14 protein-coding genes are annotated in these 18,656 nt (G+C 42.8%); 13 read left to right on the forward strand and 1 reads right to left on the reverse strand.

The window, feature by feature from the left end; genetic code table 11:
* Nucleotides 1-109 precede the first annotated feature (109 nt).
* From efeO to K1J09_RS00210, 13 genes are all read left to right on the forward strand, one after another.
* Complete coding sequence (gene efeO, locus K1J09_RS00150) at nt 110-982, forward strand: iron uptake system protein EfeO (RefSeq protein ID WP_223322764.1); 873 nt, start codon at nt 110-112, stop codon at nt 980-982.
* Nucleotides 983-986: 4 nt separating this feature from the next.
* Nucleotides 987-2,195: an iron uptake transporter deferrochelatase/peroxidase subunit gene (gene efeB, locus K1J09_RS00155; protein WP_223322762.1), complete on the forward strand. Its 1,209-nt coding sequence runs from the start codon at nt 987-989 to the stop codon at nt 2,193-2,195.
* Nucleotides 2,173-3,873 carry an FTR1 family iron permease gene (locus tag K1J09_RS00160; protein ID WP_223322761.1) on the forward strand — a complete coding sequence of 567 codons (1,701 nt, stop codon included), beginning with the start codon at nt 2,173-2,175 and terminating at the stop codon, nt 3,871-3,873. The genes efeB and K1J09_RS00160 overlap by 23 nt, the downstream gene beginning before the upstream one ends.
* A complete protein-coding gene (gene tatC, locus K1J09_RS00165) occupies nt 3,866-4,582 on the forward strand; it encodes a twin-arginine translocase subunit TatC (RefSeq protein WP_009660330.1) in 717 nt (238 codons plus the stop codon). Before K1J09_RS00160 ends, tatC begins: the two co-directional genes overlap by 8 nt.
* Nucleotides 4,582-4,770 (forward strand): twin-arginine translocase TatA/TatE family subunit, encoded by a 189-nt coding sequence (locus K1J09_RS00170; protein WP_002906601.1) that lies wholly within the window; start codon nt 4,582-4,584, stop codon nt 4,768-4,770. Before tatC ends, K1J09_RS00170 begins: the two co-directional genes overlap by 1 nt.
* Nucleotides 4,771-4,839: 69 nt before the next feature.
* Nucleotides 4,840-5,421: a xanthine phosphoribosyltransferase gene (locus K1J09_RS00175; RefSeq protein ID WP_009660529.1), complete on the forward strand. Its 582-nt coding sequence runs from the start codon at nt 4,840-4,842 to the stop codon at nt 5,419-5,421.
* Between the two features lie 115 nt (nt 5,422-5,536).
* On the forward strand, nt 5,537-6,880 hold the full coding sequence (locus K1J09_RS00180; RefSeq protein WP_223322760.1) for an MATE family efflux transporter: 1,344 nt from the start codon (nt 5,537-5,539) through the stop codon (nt 6,878-6,880).
* 228 nt (nt 6,881-7,108) lie between these two features.
* Nucleotides 7,109-9,352, forward strand: a complete 2,244-nt coding sequence (locus K1J09_RS00185) for an ATP-dependent Clp protease ATP-binding subunit (RefSeq protein WP_223322758.1) — start codon at nt 7,109-7,111, stop codon at nt 9,350-9,352.
* A 209-nt stretch (nt 9,353-9,561) separates the two neighbouring features.
* A complete protein-coding gene (gene lpdA / locus K1J09_RS00190) occupies nt 9,562-10,902 on the forward strand; it encodes a dihydrolipoyl dehydrogenase (protein WP_223322757.1) in 1,341 nt (446 codons plus the stop codon).
* Nucleotides 10,903-10,917: 15 nt separating this feature from the next.
* Complete coding sequence (locus K1J09_RS00195) at nt 10,918-11,991, forward strand: thiamine pyrophosphate-dependent dehydrogenase E1 component subunit alpha (RefSeq protein WP_223322755.1); 1,074 nt, start codon at nt 10,918-10,920, stop codon at nt 11,989-11,991.
* 18 nt (nt 11,992-12,009) lie between these two features.
* Entirely contained in the window at nt 12,010-13,041 is a 1,032-nt protein-coding gene (locus K1J09_RS00200) for an alpha-ketoacid dehydrogenase subunit beta (RefSeq protein WP_223322754.1), read from the forward strand.
* Nucleotides 13,042-13,054: 13 nt separating this feature from the next.
* Nucleotides 13,055-14,314, forward strand: a complete 1,260-nt coding sequence (locus K1J09_RS00205) for a dihydrolipoamide acetyltransferase family protein (protein ID WP_223322751.1) — start codon at nt 13,055-13,057, stop codon at nt 14,312-14,314.
* A gap of 243 nt (nt 14,315-14,557) precedes the next feature.
* A complete protein-coding gene (locus tag K1J09_RS00210) occupies nt 14,558-17,158 on the forward strand; it encodes a PRD domain-containing protein (protein WP_223322749.1) in 2,601 nt (866 codons plus the stop codon).
* 111 nt (nt 17,159-17,269) lie between these two features.
* Here K1J09_RS00210 and K1J09_RS00215 read toward each other — a convergent pair whose 3' ends face one another.
* Entirely contained in the window at nt 17,270-18,655 is a 1,386-nt protein-coding gene (locus K1J09_RS00215; protein WP_223322747.1) for an MATE family efflux transporter, read from the reverse strand.
* Nucleotide 18,656: the final 1 nt, after the last annotated feature.

The following is an 18,656-nucleotide window of genomic DNA, read 5'->3' on the forward strand; positions in this document are numbered from 1 at the left end:
TATACAGTTTTTGATTAAATTGTCAGACAATTTCTTGAAATATGAGAAAAAAACTGGTATAATTTACAGGAAATAATCTCTATCTAGGAGAGAAAACAAAGGAGTCACCATGAAAAAACTTGGCATCGTCCTATTTTCAACGGCAATTTTACTGACTGGCTGTGCAGCCAACAACACTTCAAACAAGACTGGCTCAAGCAGTCAAGCATCCAGCAGCCAAACGGCTGTCAATCAGAAAGAATTGGACAAGGCGACAGCGGATTACAAATCTTTTGTCCAAGGACAAATCGATCAGCTCCTGACAGATACGGAGAAGTTTCGTGATACCCTTAAAGAAGGCAAGCTTGATGAGGCTAAAAAGCAATATCCGCTTATCCGGATGGCCTACGAGCGCTCGGAGCCGATTGCTGAGAGCTTTGGTGAATCAGACGTTAAAATTGACTTCCGCTTAGTCGACTATGTGGATGAAAACAAGACCGAAGAAGGCTGGTCTGGTTTCCACCGCATCGAAAAAATCATGTGGGAGCAAAACACAACCAAGGGAACTGAAAGCTATGCTGATCAGTTGGTCAACGATATAAAGGAGCTAAAAGCTAAAATCGCAACGGTTGAAGTGACGCCGGATATGATGTTGACGGGCGCTGTTGACTTGCTCAATGAAGTGGCGACCAGCAAGATTACAGGTGAGGAAGAAGTTTTCTCTCATACAGATCTCTATGATTTCCGTGCGAATATTGAAGGAGCAGAAAAGATTTTTGAGCTCTTTAAGCCATTGATTAAGGACAAGGATGAGAAGCTTGTTAAGACCTTGGAACTTGAGTTTAAAAATGTAAACAGTCTCCTAGATAAGCACATGACCGACTCTGAAAACTACAAGCTCTATACAGAATTGACAAAAGAAGACACCAAGGAACTGGCAGAAGCAGTGACCAAACTGGGTGAGCCTCTTTCACAAATGGGAGTCATTCTAAACGGGGAGTAATCATATGACAAACGACGAAAAATGGTTTAATAAAAAGATGGATCGTCGTGAATTTCTTAAAAAAGCAGGGATTGGAGGCGCTGGTCTTGCACTGGGTGTCTCTGGTGCATCTGCTTTTTTCGCTAATCAGGCCAAGGAAGATAAGAAATTCGCTGACGGTGAGGAAGAAATCAGCTTCTATGGAGAACATCAGGCTGGTATTACAACTCCGATGCAGAAGAATATCTACTTTGTTATTCTGGATTTGCATACGACAGATAGGGAGACCATTGTCCAGCTCTTCAAGGACTGGACAGCCTATAGCGAGAAGCTGGTAGATGGAGAATTGGTCAAAAAAGATAATTCCAATGCTCTTTTGCCACCCACGGATACTGGAGAAACTGTTGGTCTCAACCCTTATCGACTGACTTTGACCTTTGGGGTCTCAGCCTCTTTTCTGAAAAAAATGGGCTTATCAGACAAACGACCTAAGGCTTTTCGGGATTTGCCGCCTTTTCCAAAGGAGCAGCTTAAAGAAAAATATACTGGTGGCGATATTGTCATCCAAGCCTGTGCAGATGATGAGCAGGTGGCCTTTCATGCGGTCCGCAATCTGGTCCGTAAGGGGAGAAATGCCATCACTATGAGGTGGAGTCAGTCAGGATTTGCTGCTATCGGAGACCGGATGTCAACACCTCGTAATCTCTTTGGATTTAAGGACGGTACAGCCAATGTAACCAAAGAAAAAGACTTCGACAATGTCATTTGGTGCGATAGCAAGGACTGGATGCAGGGCGGCTCTTACATGGCTGTCCGCCGAATACAGATGTTCCTTGAGACCTGGGACCGGACCAATCTGCAGGAGCAGGAAAACACTTTCGGTCGCTATAAAGAAAGCGGAGCGCCTTTTGGCAAGAAAGACGAGTTTGACGAGGTTGACTTGAAATTGCTACCAGAGGATTCACACGTTCGTCTGGCTAAGGAGGTTGATAAGCCTATATACCGCCGGTCTTATTCTTACTCGGATGGGATTGATGAAAGTACTGGTCAGTTCGACACAGGCTTACTCTTTCTTTCCTTCCAGAAAGATCCTGACAGCTTTGTCAAAGTTCTGACTAATCTAGGCGCTCAAGATAAGATGAATGAATACGTCACGCATATTGGCAGTGGCTTGTTTGCCTGCTTTGGCGGAGTGAAAAAAGGAGAATACCTTGGTCAAAAATTATTTGAATAAAAGCCTGGTGATTTTGGGCCTTTTGCTGATCTTTTTGGCTAAGCCGGTTTTAGCGTACGAGAGTTACAGCAGTTTATTTGTCAAAATCACTGATGCCAGCACTGCGGTCAAACAGAAAGACCAGGAAAAAGCCAAGCAGCTAGTCGGAGAAATCAAGACTGACTTTGAAAGGGTAGCTAATCACGACTCTGCAGCGGGACAAGAGGTAAGCAAGGCACTAGACTTATCGGGCCAGGTGACTGAGGAGAAACTGACAAAGATTTCTTCGGCCCTCTTGAAATTTGAGAAAGAGCAGAATCCAGTCGACTTAGAGGCTGAGAAAAAGAAGCTTCTCAGTAAGCTAGACCCCAAATTTGAAAATCTACAAAAAGCCATTAGCGCTAAGGATTTAGAAGCGACAAGAGAAGCATACAAGAAGATGAATAGCACCTGGACTACCAATGAAAGCGTGGTGCGAGACAACAGCACAGCCCATTACGGCAAGGTAGAAACAGCCATTTCATTTCTGCGCAGTGCCATTGAGACGGAGCCTACTGACTTTGATATGATTCAGTCTTCTTTTGATGATTTAAAAACCGCCATTGATAATTTTGTCAAAGGCGAGAAAGTCCAAGAAGCTGCTGGCAATCTGACGCTGAAAGATGGAATTAAGCTGCTAGAGGAGTCCTTGAGTCTCTTTCAAAGCGGAGATGATAAAAAGGCTGCTGCCAAGATGAAAGAGTTCATCACCATTTGGCCAACGATAGAAGGAGATGTCAGTGTCAATAACCCTTCGCTTTATACCAAGGTTGAGAGCCAAACACCAGTAATTATGGTCAAGGGGAGCGAAGAGAAGTATCAAAAGCAGCTAGAATCCTTGATTGGTGAGCTGTCACAGATTGATACGACAGCTTCCTATCATTTCTTTGATGCTATGCTGATTTTGCTACGTGAGGGTGTAGAAGCGCTCTTGATTGTCATGGCTTTAATAACGACTCTAAAGGCCTCAAAGATGAAAAAAGGACTCAAATGGGTTTATGCAGGTGCAGCGAGTGGAGTTCTAGCCAGCGCTGTGATTGCAGCTTTACTACAGTTTCTATTCCCGGCAGTTGCTTCTGGATCAAATCGTGAAATTATTGAAGGTGCAGTGGGAATTTTCGCTGTCGCCATGATGATATTAGTTGGTATCTGGCTGCACAGCAAGGCCTCTATTGAGAAATGGAATGACTTTATGGAAAGCCAAATGAAGGCTGTAACAGTCACAGGCAGTTTTCTTTCCATGTTTGCTCTTAGCTTTCTGGCAGTTTTCCGTGAAGGGGCTGAGACTATCCTCTTTTATGCAGGAATTCTGCCGCGCATCACTATGACTGATTTTCTTTTGGGAATCGGCTTGGCCGTTCTAGTCTTGGTCTTGCTAGCCTTTATCATGAGCAAGGCGTCTGGTCTTCTCAAACCACACAGCATTTTCTTCTGGCTGACTTGGCTAATCTATGCCTTGGCCTTTAAAATGCTGGGCGTCAGCATCCATGCCCTTCAGCTGACCAATATCCTACCGACTCACCTAATCAATGGCTTTGTGACCGTAGACTGGATGGGGATTTATCCAAGCCTGGAAGTAGTTGTCAGTCAGGCCCTCTTTATCCTGCTAGTCGTTTATGTTAGCTTTAAAAATCAGAAAAGCGAGCAGCAGCATGGATAAAAAAGAGCAGACTATTATTGAGCATTTGATTGAGTTCAGACGGCGTTTTCTAGCGGTATTGGCTTGCTTCTTCGTAGTTTTTCTGGCCAACTTGCTTTTTTCGGCTGATATTTATCGATGGTTGACTAGTAATTTTGAGCAGAAGCTGCTGGTGCTGGGGCCGGATGATATCCTTTGGATTTATATCAGTCTGGCTAGTCTGGTCGCTTTTTCCCTAACCTTGCCATTTCTTGTTTATCAGGTCTGGGAGTTTATTCGACCAGCTTTACGGGCCAATGAAGCTCGGGCTGTTTTCGCTTATATCCCAGCTACCTTTCTCTGTTTTGTTCTGGGACTGGCTTTCGGCTTTTACTTTGTAACTCCAGCTATTTTGCAGGTTTTGCTGTCGTTGGGTGAGGGCCTCTTTGAGACACGACTGACAGCGCAGAATTATCTTAGTTTCGTCTTTCATACCACTATTCCGATTGCCTGCCTTTTTGAGCTGCCTGTTCTTGTGTCCTTTCTGACTTCTATTGGTTTGCTCAATCCGAAATTTTTGGTAAAATATAGACGATACGCTTACTTCATTTTGCTAGTTTTAGCTGTTGTCCTGACACCGGCCGACTTTATCAGCGATCTGTCTATGACAGTGCCTTTGATTTTGCTCTATGAAGTCAGCATCTTGCTCAGTCGCATCATTTATCAAAGAAAATCAATGAGGAGAAACTAATGGGACTTTTAAAAGACATCGGAGTACCTGGGGTAATCATTATTGTTCTGGGAGCCCTGCTTATTTTCGGACCAAAACGCCTGCCCGAACTGGGGCAATCTATCGGTAAAATGTTTTCAGAATTCAAAAAAGCAGTTAATCATGCTGGAGAAGAAGAAAAGACCGAGAATAAAAACGAAAAAGAGTAAAGGAAAAGCACGGATATCTGTGCTTTTTCTGCTAGAATCAAGATGGATTTTGGAAAGGAAGGAGTACAAATGAAAACATTAGAAGAACGAATTCTCAGAGATGGACAAGTCTTAGGTGAAAATATCTTGAAAGTTGACTCTTTTCTGACCCATCAGGTTGATTTTTCATTGATGAAAGAGATTGGTCAGGTCTTTGCGGAGGCGGTAAAGGATGCAGGAGTTACCAAGGTAGTGACCATTGAGGCTTCTGGAATTGCTCCGGCTGTCTACGTAGCAGAGGCACTGGGTCTACCAATGATTTTCGCTAAGAAGGCCAAAAACATCACGATGACAGAAGGGATTTTGACGGCCGAAGTTTATTCTTTTACCAAGCAAGTGACTTCGACCGTTTCGATTGCTGGGAAATTTCTCAACTCTGATGATAAGGTGCTGATTATCGACGATTTTTTGGCTAATGGTCAGGCAGCCAAGGGCTTGATTACCATTATCGAGCAAGCAGGAGCGCAGGTTGAGGCAGTTGGCATTGTCATTAAAAAATCCTTTCAGAATGGCCGTCAACTTTTGGAAACATCCGGTTATCGTGTCCTTTCTTTGGCGCGAATCGCAGGTTTTGAGAAGGGGCAGGTTGTCTTTACTGAGGCAGATATATGATTTCCTTTTCCTTTTGACTATCTGTCTGGCTTATAGTATAGTAAAGATAGTTGATATTTTAAAAATTTAAGCTCATTGATTTTACTTGGGTAGGAAAAGTTTTTGAGGGATTTCTATGCACCAAACTCATAATTTAAATCAGCGGATGCGGCTCTTTATTTCTATTTTTTTGCCAATTTTGATCTACCAACTGGCCAATTTTTCTGCTTCATTTGTTGATACGACCATGACTGGTCAGTATGACACCTTGCATCTGGCTAGTGTTTCTATGGCAACTAGTCTTTGGATTCCATTTTTCGACCTGTTGATAGGGATTGTGTCTGCCTTGGTACCCATAATCGGGCACCATTTAGGGCAGGGGAAAAAAGAAAAGATTGCTTCTGATTTTTATCAGTTTATTTATCTTTCTTTGGGGCTATCGCTAATTTTATTTACCTTGGTATTTGTGGGCGCTCCTCTAGTTTTGTCTCACCTTGGCCTAGAGCCTTTGGTAGAAGAAGTGGCAAAGAACTATCTTTGGTATCTAGCGCTCGGCATTATCCCTCTTTTGCTCTTTAGCACCATTCGTTCTCTGTTTGATGCTCTGGGGTTGACCAAGCTTTCCATGTATCTCATGCTCTTACTTTTACCTTTGAATGGCACTTTTAATTATGCCCTAATCTACGGAGCATTTGGTTTTCCAGAAATGGGCGGAGCTGGAGCCGGACTTGGGACTTCTTTGGCTTATTGGGTTTTGCTTCTCATATCCTTGTTAGTAGCAGTCAAACATCCAAAAGTCCGAGTCTATGAACTATGGAAGATTCGACCGCTAGATAAAAAGGGCTTAATCGAAGGCATTCGTCTCGGTCTGCCTATCGGAGGAACCTTTTTTGCAGAAGTTGTGATTTTCTCGGTTGTTGGCCTAGTCATGGCTAAGTTTTCGTCACTAATCATTGCTAGCCATCAGGCGGCCATGAATTTTTCAAACTTAATGTATGCCTTTCCTATGAGTATTTCAACCTCAATGTCCATCATCGTTTCTTATGAAATTGGAGCCAACCGTCCTGATGATGTTAAGGAATTCTGTAAACTCGGGCGGCTGACGGCCTTGGGAATTGCTGGATTTACTTTTCTATTTCTCTATATCTTCCGCGACCGAGTGGCTGCACTCTATGGTTCGGATACCGAGTTTATCCGTATGACATCTGTTTTTCTGACCTACAGCCTCTTTTTCCAGTTAGCAGATACTTTTGCGGCTCCTTTGCAGGGCATTCTTCGGGGATACAAGGATACTCAGGTGCCATTTTACTTAGGTTTGATTGCTTATTGGGGAGTTTCGCTGCCCCTGGGACTCTTCTTAGATCACAATACTAGTTTAGGCCCTTATGGATACTGGATTGGTCTCATTGCCAGCTTGGTGACGAGTGGCATTCTCTTTCAGTGGCGGCTTAATCGTTTGGCTAAAAATATTACAAATTAAAGAGTGTTGGTTTGTCCCTTTAGGATAAATTAGTGCTCTTTTTTTCACAATCTTTTGTTAAAATTAGATTAAAACATGAAAAACGCTTACATTTTTTCTAGTATATTGATTGTGAAAATGATATAATAAACATAAGATTATCAAGTTAAGTTTTTGTTAAAATAGGTTAATTTTTAAAATATTGTTTGCAGTTGACTTTGGTTTTCAGTAGAAAAGCGAGGAAACTATATGACCGAACACTATACCCATCTTTTGCAAGAAGTACTAAATGCTGCAAAGGAATTAGCTATTCAAAAACACAATTATCAAGTGGACATTCCGCATGTTTGGACAGTGCTGACCCAGCCTCAGGCTTTTTCTTTGGAATTCTATGCCGGTCTGGACCTTGATATTAATGAATTTATCAGCGTCATCAATCAGGAACTAGCCAAGATTCCTGTATTTTCACATACGGATACGAACCGCTACGGACGTCAGTATAGTCAACGTCTCAAGAATCTTTTGGATGATGCAGAGGCTGAAAGGGCGGAACTGAGGGACGAGGTGGTAACAGTAGAGCACCTGATTCTCAGTCTATTTCATCAGCAGCGAAATCCGATAACTGTCTTTTTGAAACAGGCAGGGATTGATAAAGAGCTAGTTGCGAAAAAGTTGAATAAGGTTCGTCAAGGCAAACGAGCTGTCTCTTCCAGTCAGGAGAGTCGCTATCAAGCCTTGAGCAAATATGCAACCAACTTTAATCAGTGGTTGGCAGACCAGACCGGTAGACAAGTAATTGGTCGAAAAGACGAAATTGACGATATTATCCGTGTGCTGTGTAGGAAAGAGAAAAGCAATGCCATTCTCCTAGGTTTTCCAGGCGTTGGAAAATCCAAAGTGATAGAGGGGTTTGTTAGAAGATTACTTACAGATGACGTTCCAGAACATTTACTGGGCAAGGAAGTTTTTAAGTTAAATCTAGGCGGACTGATTGCCGGGACTAAGTATAGAGGAGAGTTTGAAGAGCGCTTCAAGGCTGTTTTGGATGAGGTGCTGGCTGCTAAGGGGAAGATTATTCTTTATATTGAGGATATCCACCAAATCGTGACGGCAGGACGGACAGAGGGTTCTCTTGATGCAGGCAATCTTTTAAAGCCACTCTTGGCTCAGGGACAGATTAATATCATTGGCACAACGACTTTTGCTGCTTATCGAGAAAGCTTCGAGCTGGATCAAGCTTTGGAGGGGCGTTTCCAGCGGATTCGCATTGAGGAGCCTGACCAAGATAAGGCATTGACAATTCTGCAAGGACTGCGGGAGAATTATCAGGACTTTCACGGAGTTAGGCTGACGGACGAAGCCTTGCAGGCAGCAATCAGTCTTTCAATTCGTTATCTGTCAGATCGTTATTTGCCCGATAAGGCACTGGACTTGATTGATGAGGCGTGTTCTGTTAAGAAAATCTACCTAGGCCAAGTGCAAACTGAGCAGCCAGATGTCAGTCGTGAGGATATAGCTAGTATCGTAGAGCGTATAACGGGAATCAAAGTGCAGGGAATCATGGACAATGAGCGCGAACACTTGCTAAAACTAGACAAGCTCCTGCGCCAGAGAATTGTAGGGCAAGACCAAGCTGTTCAAAAGGTTTCGGAGGCGATTTTGCGCTCGAGAGCAGGAATTCAAAATCCAAAGCGTCCTATTGGGTCCTTTCTATTTCTGGGGCCGACTGGAGTCGGGAAGACTGCTCTGGCAAAATCCCTTGCTGAGCGGCTGTTTGGTAATGAGCTGGAAATGGTCCGGCTGGATATGTCTGAGTACATGGAAAAACATGCCGTAGCTCGTTTAGTTGGTCCGCCACCAGGTTACGTAGGATTTGAAGAGGGAGGACAGCTGACAGAAGCTGTTCGTAGGAGGCTTTATTCGATTGTCTTGCTGGATGAGATTGAAAAAGCCCATCCGGATGTATTCAATACACTGCTGCAAGTCTTGGACGAAGGACGCTTGACAGACTCTAAAGGCCGTACTATTGACTTTAAAAATACTATTTTGATTATGACAAGCAATATTGGCTCCCAGCAGATTTTGGAAAGTCTCAAAAGTAAACAGGGACTGACTGCTGAAACGCAGGAAGAAGTTCTGTCCCTGCTGCAACATAGCTTTAGACCAGAGTTTTTAAATCGGATTGACGAAACGGTTATTTTCAATCCTCTGAGGGCAGAAGATATGGTCAATATCGTAAAGATTATGGTTCGGCAACTTCAGGAAAGGTTGAAACAACAGAAGATTCAGCTTCATCTGAACGAAGAAGTCTATGCTTTTTTAGCCCAGCAGGGCTACCAACCAGAATTTGGTGCTCGCCCTATTCAAAGAAGCATTATGCGCTATCTAGAAACGCCTTTGGCTCGTTATTTGGTCGAAAATAAGGAAACAACTGAAATGACAGTCCATGTCAGTTTGAAAGATGGGCAACTGGATTTTAATTATTTGGAATAAGCTTCTTTCGAAAAGTAAGCGCTTACTATATATAGACAAAGAAAAATGAAGAAAGGAGGTTTATCTTTTTCAGAGCAGACTGTATCTTAAGATTTCGAGATGAGTCTTAGGTATATGAATAAATAATGAGATACTTTTTGTATCTATAGCCGACAGCAATCAATTTGATTGTTGGAGCACTCTTTGCATTTTATGAAAGGAGGCCTGTTTTGTCTGTTTATGATGTTTTGATTATCGGTGCTGGACCGGGTGGTTATGTGGCTGCTGAAGAAGCAGCTCGTTCGGGCAAGAAAGTGGCTGTGGTAGAAAAGAAGTCTATCGGCGGAACCTGCCTGAATGTGGGATGTATACCGTCTAAGGCTTATCTCCAGCACGGTCATTGGCTGCTGACAATGGAAGAAGCTAGACGTTATGGCATTGAGAGCAAGCTTGAAAGGATTGATTTTGAGAAATTGGTAGACCGAAAGAATCAGGTTGTTGCCAGTTTGCAATCTGGAATTCATGCTAGCTTTAAGTCTTTAGGCATTGAGTATATAGAAGGTCAGGCCAAGTTTGTCAAAGACCGAACTTTCTCCGTCAATGGTAAAGAAATCAGTGGTAAAGATGTTATTTTGGCTACTGGCGGTTATCCTTTTGTGCCTCCTATTAAGGGGTTGAAACAGGTTGACTATCTAACGACGGATACGTTTTTTGACTTGAGAGAGCTTCCTGAGAAGTTGGTCATTATCGGAGGTGGCGTTATCGCAATTGAGCTAGCTTTTGCTATGGCTCCTCTGGGGGTTGCTGTTACTGTTATCGAGGTTGCGCCAGAAATTCTTTTGACTGAAGAAGAAGAAGCGCGACATGTGATTCAAAAGAAACTAAAGAAAATGGGGGTGGTGATTTATCAGGGAGCGCAGATAAAGGAAGTAACTGCTGATTCTGTCTTGCTTGAGAACGAGCAGGTTGCTTTCGACCATCTTTTGGTCGCTACTGGCCGCAAACCAAATCTAGAGCTAGCACAGGATATGGGTTTAGCTTTGACAGAGCGAAATTTTGTCAAGGTAGATCAATACTACGAGACATCAAAAGAGCATGTGTATGCTATTGGTGATCTCTTAGAATCTTATATGCTGGCCCACGTAGCTAGTGCAGAAGGGATAAAAGCTGTGAGAGCTATCTGCCGGAGAGCTGAAGAAGCAGTTGATCCGCTCGGTGTTCCCCGCTCGCTCTATACCAGTCCTGAATTGGCTTCTTTTGGTCTCAGCAAGGAAGAGGCTGAGCAGGCGGGCTATGATGTTCTGGTCCAACAGCTGCCTTTCTCTTATAATGGGCGGGCAATTGCTATAGGTGAGACAGAGGGCTATGTCAAGCTAATCTCAGAAAAGAAATACCATCTTCTACTAGGTGCAGTCATCGTTGGTCCGAACGGTACAGATCTTCTGCAGAATTTGATTTTGCTGAGGCAGGCTGAAGCAACACTGGATCAAGTTCTTGAAACAGTTTTTGCCCATCCTACCACATCAGAACTAATACAAGAGGTCGCTAAAAGACTCGTTCAGGACGATTAATGAGGAGGTAAAAATATGTCAAATTATAAAGATTTACCACAACAATTAAGCAAAACAAGAAACCAAAGTGCTGTATCAGAGCTAGTAGATTTAAAAGTCTATGATGCTACTGAAGTTGAAGTAGAGCAGGTTTCCAAAGAAAAAGCCAAGACCATGTATAAAACCATGTGGGATATCCGTAATTTTGAGGAAAATACTCGGCGTTTCTTTGCTGCAGGTCAGATTCCTGGATTTGTTCACCTTTATGCTGGAGAGGAAGCGATTGCTACCGGCGTCTGTGCCAATCTGACAGACCAGGACTATATTACCAGTACTCACCGGGGACACGGTCACTGTGTTGCTAAGGGCGGTGATTTAAAGGGAATGATGTCAGAAATTTTTGGCAAGGAGACTGGGCTTGGAAAAGGAAAAGGCGGATCTATGCACATCGCCGATTTAGATAAGGGAATTCTCGGTGCCAATGGTATGGTTGGTGGAGGCTTTGGTCTAGCTACCGGTGCTGCTATGCGAAACAAGTACTTGAAAACCGATAGTGTGGCTGTCTGCTTCTTCGGTGACGGCGCAGCCAATGAAGGGAATTTCCACGAATGTCTCAATATGGCATCAATTTGGAAACTGCCAGTTATCTTTGTCAATGAAAACAACCTCTTTGCAGAATCGACACCGCAATGGTATTCTTCAGCGTCTGGCACCATTGCTGAAAGAGCTGCTGCTTATAATATGCCCGGCGTTCGGGTTAATGGTAAGGATTTATTCGCTGTCTATCAAGTAGCCAAGGAAGCTGTAGAGCGGGCTCGTAGAGGGGAAGGACCTACCTTGATTGAAGCTGTAACATATCGCGATCATGGTCACTTTGAAGGGGATGAGCAGAAGTATAAGGCTTTGGAAGGTGAAGAAAAAGACTGGGCTGATGTGGATGCTCTAGATGTCTTCCGTGACTACGCTATCGAGCATGGCCTCTTGACTGAAGAGGAACTTGATGCCATATTAGAGGAGTCTCGAAAGGATGTGGAAGAAGCTATCAAATTTGCTCAAGACAGTCCGATTCCTCGTTCCGAGTCTCTGCTGGAAGATGTATTTGCTGATTGATAGAAGGAGGTTGATCAAATGGCTAGACAACTGTTATTTATGAAAGCAATCAATGAAGCGCTGGATCAGGCAATGGCAAAAGATGACACCGTAATCCTTCTGGGAGAAGATATTGCTGGCGGTGTAACAGTCAAGCACTTGGAAGAAGAAAACGAAGATGCTTGGGGCGGTGTAATGGGTGTGACCAAGGGGCTCATGCCAAAATACGGCCGAGAGCGGGTGATTGATACTCCGATTTCTGAGCACGGATACGTGTCAGCTTCTGTTGGAATGGCTCTGACTGGCTTGCGGCCAGTACCGGAGCTGATGTTCAATGACTTTATCGGTTTCTGCTTTGACGCCATTCTGGGGCAAGGCTCAAAAATGCGCTATATGTTTGGCGGTAAGGCCAAGGTTCCGATGACAATGCGGACCATGCATGGGGCAGGAGCTTCGGCTGCAGCTCAGCACTCGGGTTCTTATTACGGTCTCTTTGGTTCCATTCCTGGTATTAAGGTAGTTGTTCCAGCAACTCCGTATGATGCTAAAGGGTTACTGCTGGCTTCCATTGAAGATGATAATATCGTGATTTATTCAGAAGATAAGACCCTCTATGGTATCAAGGGAGAGGTACCAGAAGAATATTATACAGTTCCAATTGGAAAGGCTGCTGTCCGCCGTGAAGGAACAGACCTCACTATCGTTACTATCGGTAAAATGCTTTACGTCGCTTATGAGGTGGCGGATCGCTTGGAAAAAGATGGTATTTCGGTTGAAGTAATTGACCTGAGAACAGTAGCTCCTTGGGATGAGGAGACTGTCTTTGAATCAGTCAAGAAAACTGGACGACTGATTATCGTTGATGAATCCAACCCTCACAATAACACAGCGACGGATATTGCAGCTTTAGTGACTGATAAATGCTTTGATTATCTTGATGGTCCGGTAAAATGCGTCTGCGCGCCAAATGTGCCAGTGCCATTTGCTGTGAATCTGGAGCAGCTCTATATCCCTAATGCTGATAAGGTTCTGACTGTTGCTGCAGAATTGATTGACGATCTGAAGAGATAGAAGGGAGGCAAGTATGGCTACAGAAATTGTAATGCCTAAGCTAGGCTTAACAATGACCGAAGGTTTGATAAATAACTGGCTGGTCAAGGAAGGAGACACCGTAGCTGCTGGTCAGCCTGTCTTGGAAATCAGTTCTGAAAAATTGACCAGCGATGTAGAAGCACCAAGCTCAGGAGTGATTTTAAAAATTATCAGTCAAGCGGGCGATACTGTCCCGTGCAAGAAAGTAATTGCATGGATTGGTGAAGTAGGGGAATCTATTCCAGGTATGGAAGCAGAAGGAGCCTCTACGAACCAGTCAGAAAGTGAGCAAGAGACAGCTGATGCAGGGGTTGGACTAGCAGAAAAAACTGTGGCAGCAAGTTCCAACTCTGTCGGAAACAGTGAACATGGACGTATTTTTATCACTCCTCTTGCCCGCAAGATTGCTAAGGAAAAAGGATATGATATTTCCTTGATTTCAGGAACGGGAGGCAATGGCCGTATTACCCGACGAGATGTGGAAAATTATAAACCAGAGGCACTTCCAAACCAAACACCTGAAAGTAGCTCAGCAGTCCTTCAGCATGCTGGTCAAGTTGACTATGGTGCAGGATTGACAGGTATGCGCAAGACTATTGCAGAGCGGATGATGAATAGTCTCCAGGCATCTGCTCAGGTGACCTTGCATCGTAAGGTGGATATCAGTCGGCTGATAGCCTTTAGACAGGATATGAAGGATAAGGTCGCTTCTCCACTAGAAAATGGCGAAATCAGCATCACAACTCTGCTTACAAAGGCTGTTGCCAAGGCGTTGAAAGATCACCCTCAGCTCAATGCTTGGTATTTCAATGGTCAATATCAGGAAGTAGAAGATATTCATATTGGTATCGCGACGGCACTTAGTGATGGTTTGGTGGTTCCGGTCATTCGTCACGTGGATAAGCTAACACTGGCCGACTTGGGCTTAGCTATCAAAACGGAAGCCAATCAAGCTCGTAAAGGCACTTTAGATCCAGCTCTTTACTCAGGTTCAACTTTCAGTATTACCAATCTCGGGGCAGCAGGGATTGAGTATTTCACTCCTATCCTAAATACACCAGAAGTGGCGATTTTAGGAGTTGGTGCCCTGCAAACGGCGCTGGCTCTTGACAGCCAAGGACAGGTCTACGAGCAGAAATTCCTGCCGCTCAGCTTGACTTTTGACCATCAAGTCGTAGATGGTCAGCCCGCAGCGGAATTCTTAGCCAGTCTAGCGGACAAGTTGGAGTCTCCTTACGACTTGGTTTTCTGATAAATGAATGAATAATGAATTTCATTCCTGAATGATAAAGAAAAAGGCCAGCTGTTTATATCACTCATTAACAGTTGGCCTTTATGTATTCTATCATCCTCTTGCTTCAAATTTATAATGTTTAGATAAGGAAATGACAGGATGATAGGGAGTAAGTTCTAAGGCTCTAAGTAGGTGAATAAAGCTGCAGTATAAGATAAATTGAATGACGATAATGGGAGAAAAATATCAGTGAGGTAGAACATGAAGGTTGCCAAAACACTAGTCTTAGAATATCTAGAGCAAGAATTACTAAAGAATAATAAGCAAGGACTTGAAACGAAAGTAATTGCTGCTGCTTTAGGAATGCAACGTTCAAATGTGAGCACTATTTTGAATCAATTGGTAAAAGAAGGGATACTCGTTAAAGGAAATACACGGCCAGTTCAATACAAGTTAAAAGAGGTATTTGTAGAAAATCCCTTGGATTTTCCAAGCATTATAGGTGAAAATGGCAGTTTGCGAACAGCCATCCAGTTAGCACAAGCAGCTATTCTATACCCAAATTATGCCCTTCCAGTTCTCATTTTATCCGAGGTCGGTGCTGGTAGAACTCACTTCGTTAATAAAATGATGGAGTTTGCCATTAAAAATCAAGCGATTAGTAAACCTCAGTTGTTTGAAAAAATTAACTGCTTAGACTATATTGATGTTCTGGATGATTTGCTGAAGTTGTTATTTGGCTCAGAAGCGACGAAGTCTGTATTTGAGAAAGTGGCAGAAGGAATTTTATTTATAGATAACATACAAGTTCTATCTTCGGCGGATCAAAATAGATTGATTTCCTGGCTGAATCACAGAGAAGGAGAACAAAAGAGACGTCAGAAGAAAGGTTTGGTAATTATCGGAAGTAATGCTAAGCTATCTGAACATTTATCCAATAAACTTCCTGTTGTAATCCAGCTGCCTTCTTATCCGAATAGACCGATTAGTGAAAAGCTAGAGTTACTAAATTACTTTTTAGCTATCGAATCAAAGAATTCTGCGCATGATATACAAGTGCCGCGTGATGTCATTCATTCCTTCATCCTATCAGCGAATATTAGCAATATAAAAGAATTAGAATATGCAGTTCGAACAGCTTGCGCCAATGCTTTTGTAAGAAGCCTGAGGTCAGAGCTAAAAGATTTAACACTTAGTAATGACGATTTGCCCATTCCTTATCAAGGGATTCGGCATTTAGGAAGTCATAATGTAGTTAAAATCGATGAATTGATTGGCAAACGTAAGGTGCTAATTTATGATAAGGAGTTGGGATTGCTGGATTTTCCAGAGCAAGAGTCAGATGATTTATATAACAAAATTAAATCAGAATATACTCAGTTATCAGAAAGAGGCATTGAGCAGGATGATGTTTTTGAGGCAGTGAGAAACTATATTCAAAGCTATATTGAATACAAACCTTTTGTCGAGAAAGAAGATGAGTTGGAAAATCTTAATCAGCTTGAGACGATTGTTTCTGCTGAAGTGATTCAGTTGGTACAAGCCTTTGTTCTATCTGTTCAAAAAGAACTCAATCTAGAGCTTAATTCGACGGCATATTACGGCATCAGTCTTCATGTCAATGCGATGATTAAGCAGAAAGGCTCGTTGAATCGGCAGTTGGATAATGATGCTATTGTGAAAGTGATTCGGGATTATCCAATAGAGTATGCACAATGTTCTAAATTTGCCAGGCAACTAGAAACAAGATTTCAACTAGCTGTTCCAATAGATGAAATTGTCATCCTAACTATGTTTATTATTGAATCCGAAAAGAAACAAGATAGTCTACGACCTATCTTGCTCTACGTCCTGCACGGTAAAGGGGTTGCCAAGTCCTTGGCTGAGTCAACCAAGATGCTAACCAAAAATAGCCAAGTGTATGGCTTTGATATTCTATTAGAAGAATCTCTAGAGGAAAGCTATCGCAAATTAAAAGAGAGAATTGAGGGACTAGACCAAGGTTTAGGTGTCATCGTTCTCTATGATATGGGATCGATTAAAGAAATGCTGGATAAAATTCGAGAAGAAACTCTGATTAAAATCAGAGAATTTGAAATTCCCATTACTATGATTGGCATGGGGATTGCACGGCGCTGTTTGATAGAAAATGATATTGACAGTGTCTTTCACGCCTTTCATATGGAAATGAATCAGCTTTATAAAAATCGGGACCAAGAAAAAATCATCATTACACTCTGTTATACCAGCGAAGGCGGTTCTCTTCAGCTCAAGCACTATCTTGATCAGTATTCAAAGCTGGGTTACCGTGTCATTGCTTTGTCAGTTGCTAATAAGGAGATGTTGATTGAGGAAGTGATGGCCTTAAGAAAGACCTATCAAGTTCATGCTTTTGTTGGAACTTTCGACCCTCAAATTATGGGTATCCCTTTCATTTCCATTAAAGATGTTTTTGAGCAGCCCAAGGAGCACCTAGATAAATTATTGATGTTTGTACCGACCTCTGTCAATAGCTACGATTATGAGAAAGTTTACCAATTTTTAGAAGAGCAATTTGTCTATACTTCCTTAGCTAAGATTAAAAAGATTCTTCCTGCTATTTTAGATGAATTTGATTTTTATTATCAGCTGACAGAGGAGCAAACAATAGGTTTGTTTGTTCATATTGCGTGTCTAGTGGAGCGGACCCTTTCAGGAGAATGCCTGAAGAAGAGCAGTAAAGAAATTGCTGGTGTTATCGAAAAATTCCCTGATGACTATAAGCACGTTAGGAAAATCATCCGAACGGTGGAGCGAAGCTTTAAGATTCTTGTAGATGACGCAGAGGTCAGTGTTTTAATTCAGATGCTGCGCAAATTATAAAATTGTAAGTTGGAGTCGCAAACCAATAAAAAAGCACCTAACTCTCATTACCTTTTTAGTCGGGATTTACATTTCCGATTTCTGTGGTAATGTTGTGATTTAGATGCTTTTTTACATGTGCTCTTGCACAAGATTATGCACCCATTTCCCTGAGAAGACACGAGGGATGCCCCAGATTGGCTTGAGAATGTCTTCGCCATTTATCACAAGAAAGATTAGCCAAATGGGAGCCTGCAGACTAACTAGGACATAGCCAAGTGGAATGCTGAAGAGCCAGACAGGTAAAATATCTAGCAGGCAGGCATAGTTGGTATCGCCTCCGCTACGTAAAATCCCAACGATTAAAACAACACTAAAAGCTTTTGGGATAAACAACAGGGCATTTAACTGAATCATCAAGATGGTTAGCTGCTCTGTTTGATTGCTTAAGTTGTAGAGTTTCAGGGCTAAGGGCATGGCCCAGATGAGTAGGATGCTGACGATGAGCCCGATGAGAGGTAATAAAAGTAAGAAGCGCTTGGCATCCTGTAAGGCTTTTTCTGCTTGATTCTCTCCGATGGTATTGCCTAGCATAACAGCTACGGCATTTCCTGCACCACGTACGAAGACAAAACCAATTTGGGCAATGGCGCTAGCAATCTGGGTAGAGGCCACAACTTCAGTACCTAATAGTCCGATAATGGCCAAGCCAATCGATGTTCCGAGCGACCAAGCGCCTTCATTGAAGACGACTGGCAAGGTTTTTTTCAAAAATTGATAAACGAAGTCTTTGTGGAAATCAAAGAGTTCAGCTATGCTAGCGGCTCCAGCCAACCTTGTTCGATAGACACCAAAGACTAACCAGCAAAGCTCTAGCAATCGAGCCATAAAGGTAGCAATAGCGGCACCAACCAGTCCAAGTTTAGGAAACCCAATCAGCCCAAAAATAAGGACGGCATTGCCAATGATATTGGTTGCCATAGATAGGAGACTAGCAAGAGTTGGTAAGAAAACTTCATTACTGCAGCGACACATAGTAGCCAGAGAAGTTGTAATAGCTGTCATCAGGTAGGTCCAGGAGACGATAGATAGGTATTGGGCGCCTAACTCAATAGCTTCGGTATCATGAATATAAAAACCAATCAGTTGCTTGGGAAAAAGTAAAGCGACTAAAGTAAAGGAAGCGGAGATGAGCCCGCTCAGCATATAGACTAATCCCAAGGTTTTTCTCATATCAGCAATTCGCTGGGCTCCCCAGTATTGGGCCATGAAGACAGAAGCTCCGCTACCAATACCAAACTGTACAATAGTCAAGAGGAAGAAAATCTGGTTGGCAGCGCCAGCAGCTGCGATTTGTTTTTCCCCTAGCTGGCCAATCATGACAACATCAGCTAGGTTGACAGCGCTGGCCAGTAGAAATTGAAGAGAAAACGGTAGGCTGAGACGTAAGAATTGTTTCAGAAATGTTTTCTTTTCAGTCACTGTCTCACCTCCCTTCGTTTCAAATAGGATAAGCAAT

Source organism: Streptococcus sanguinis, from assembly GCF_019928825.1.
Classification (GTDB): Bacteria; Bacillota; Bacilli; order Lactobacillales; family Streptococcaceae; genus Streptococcus; species Streptococcus sanguinis_L.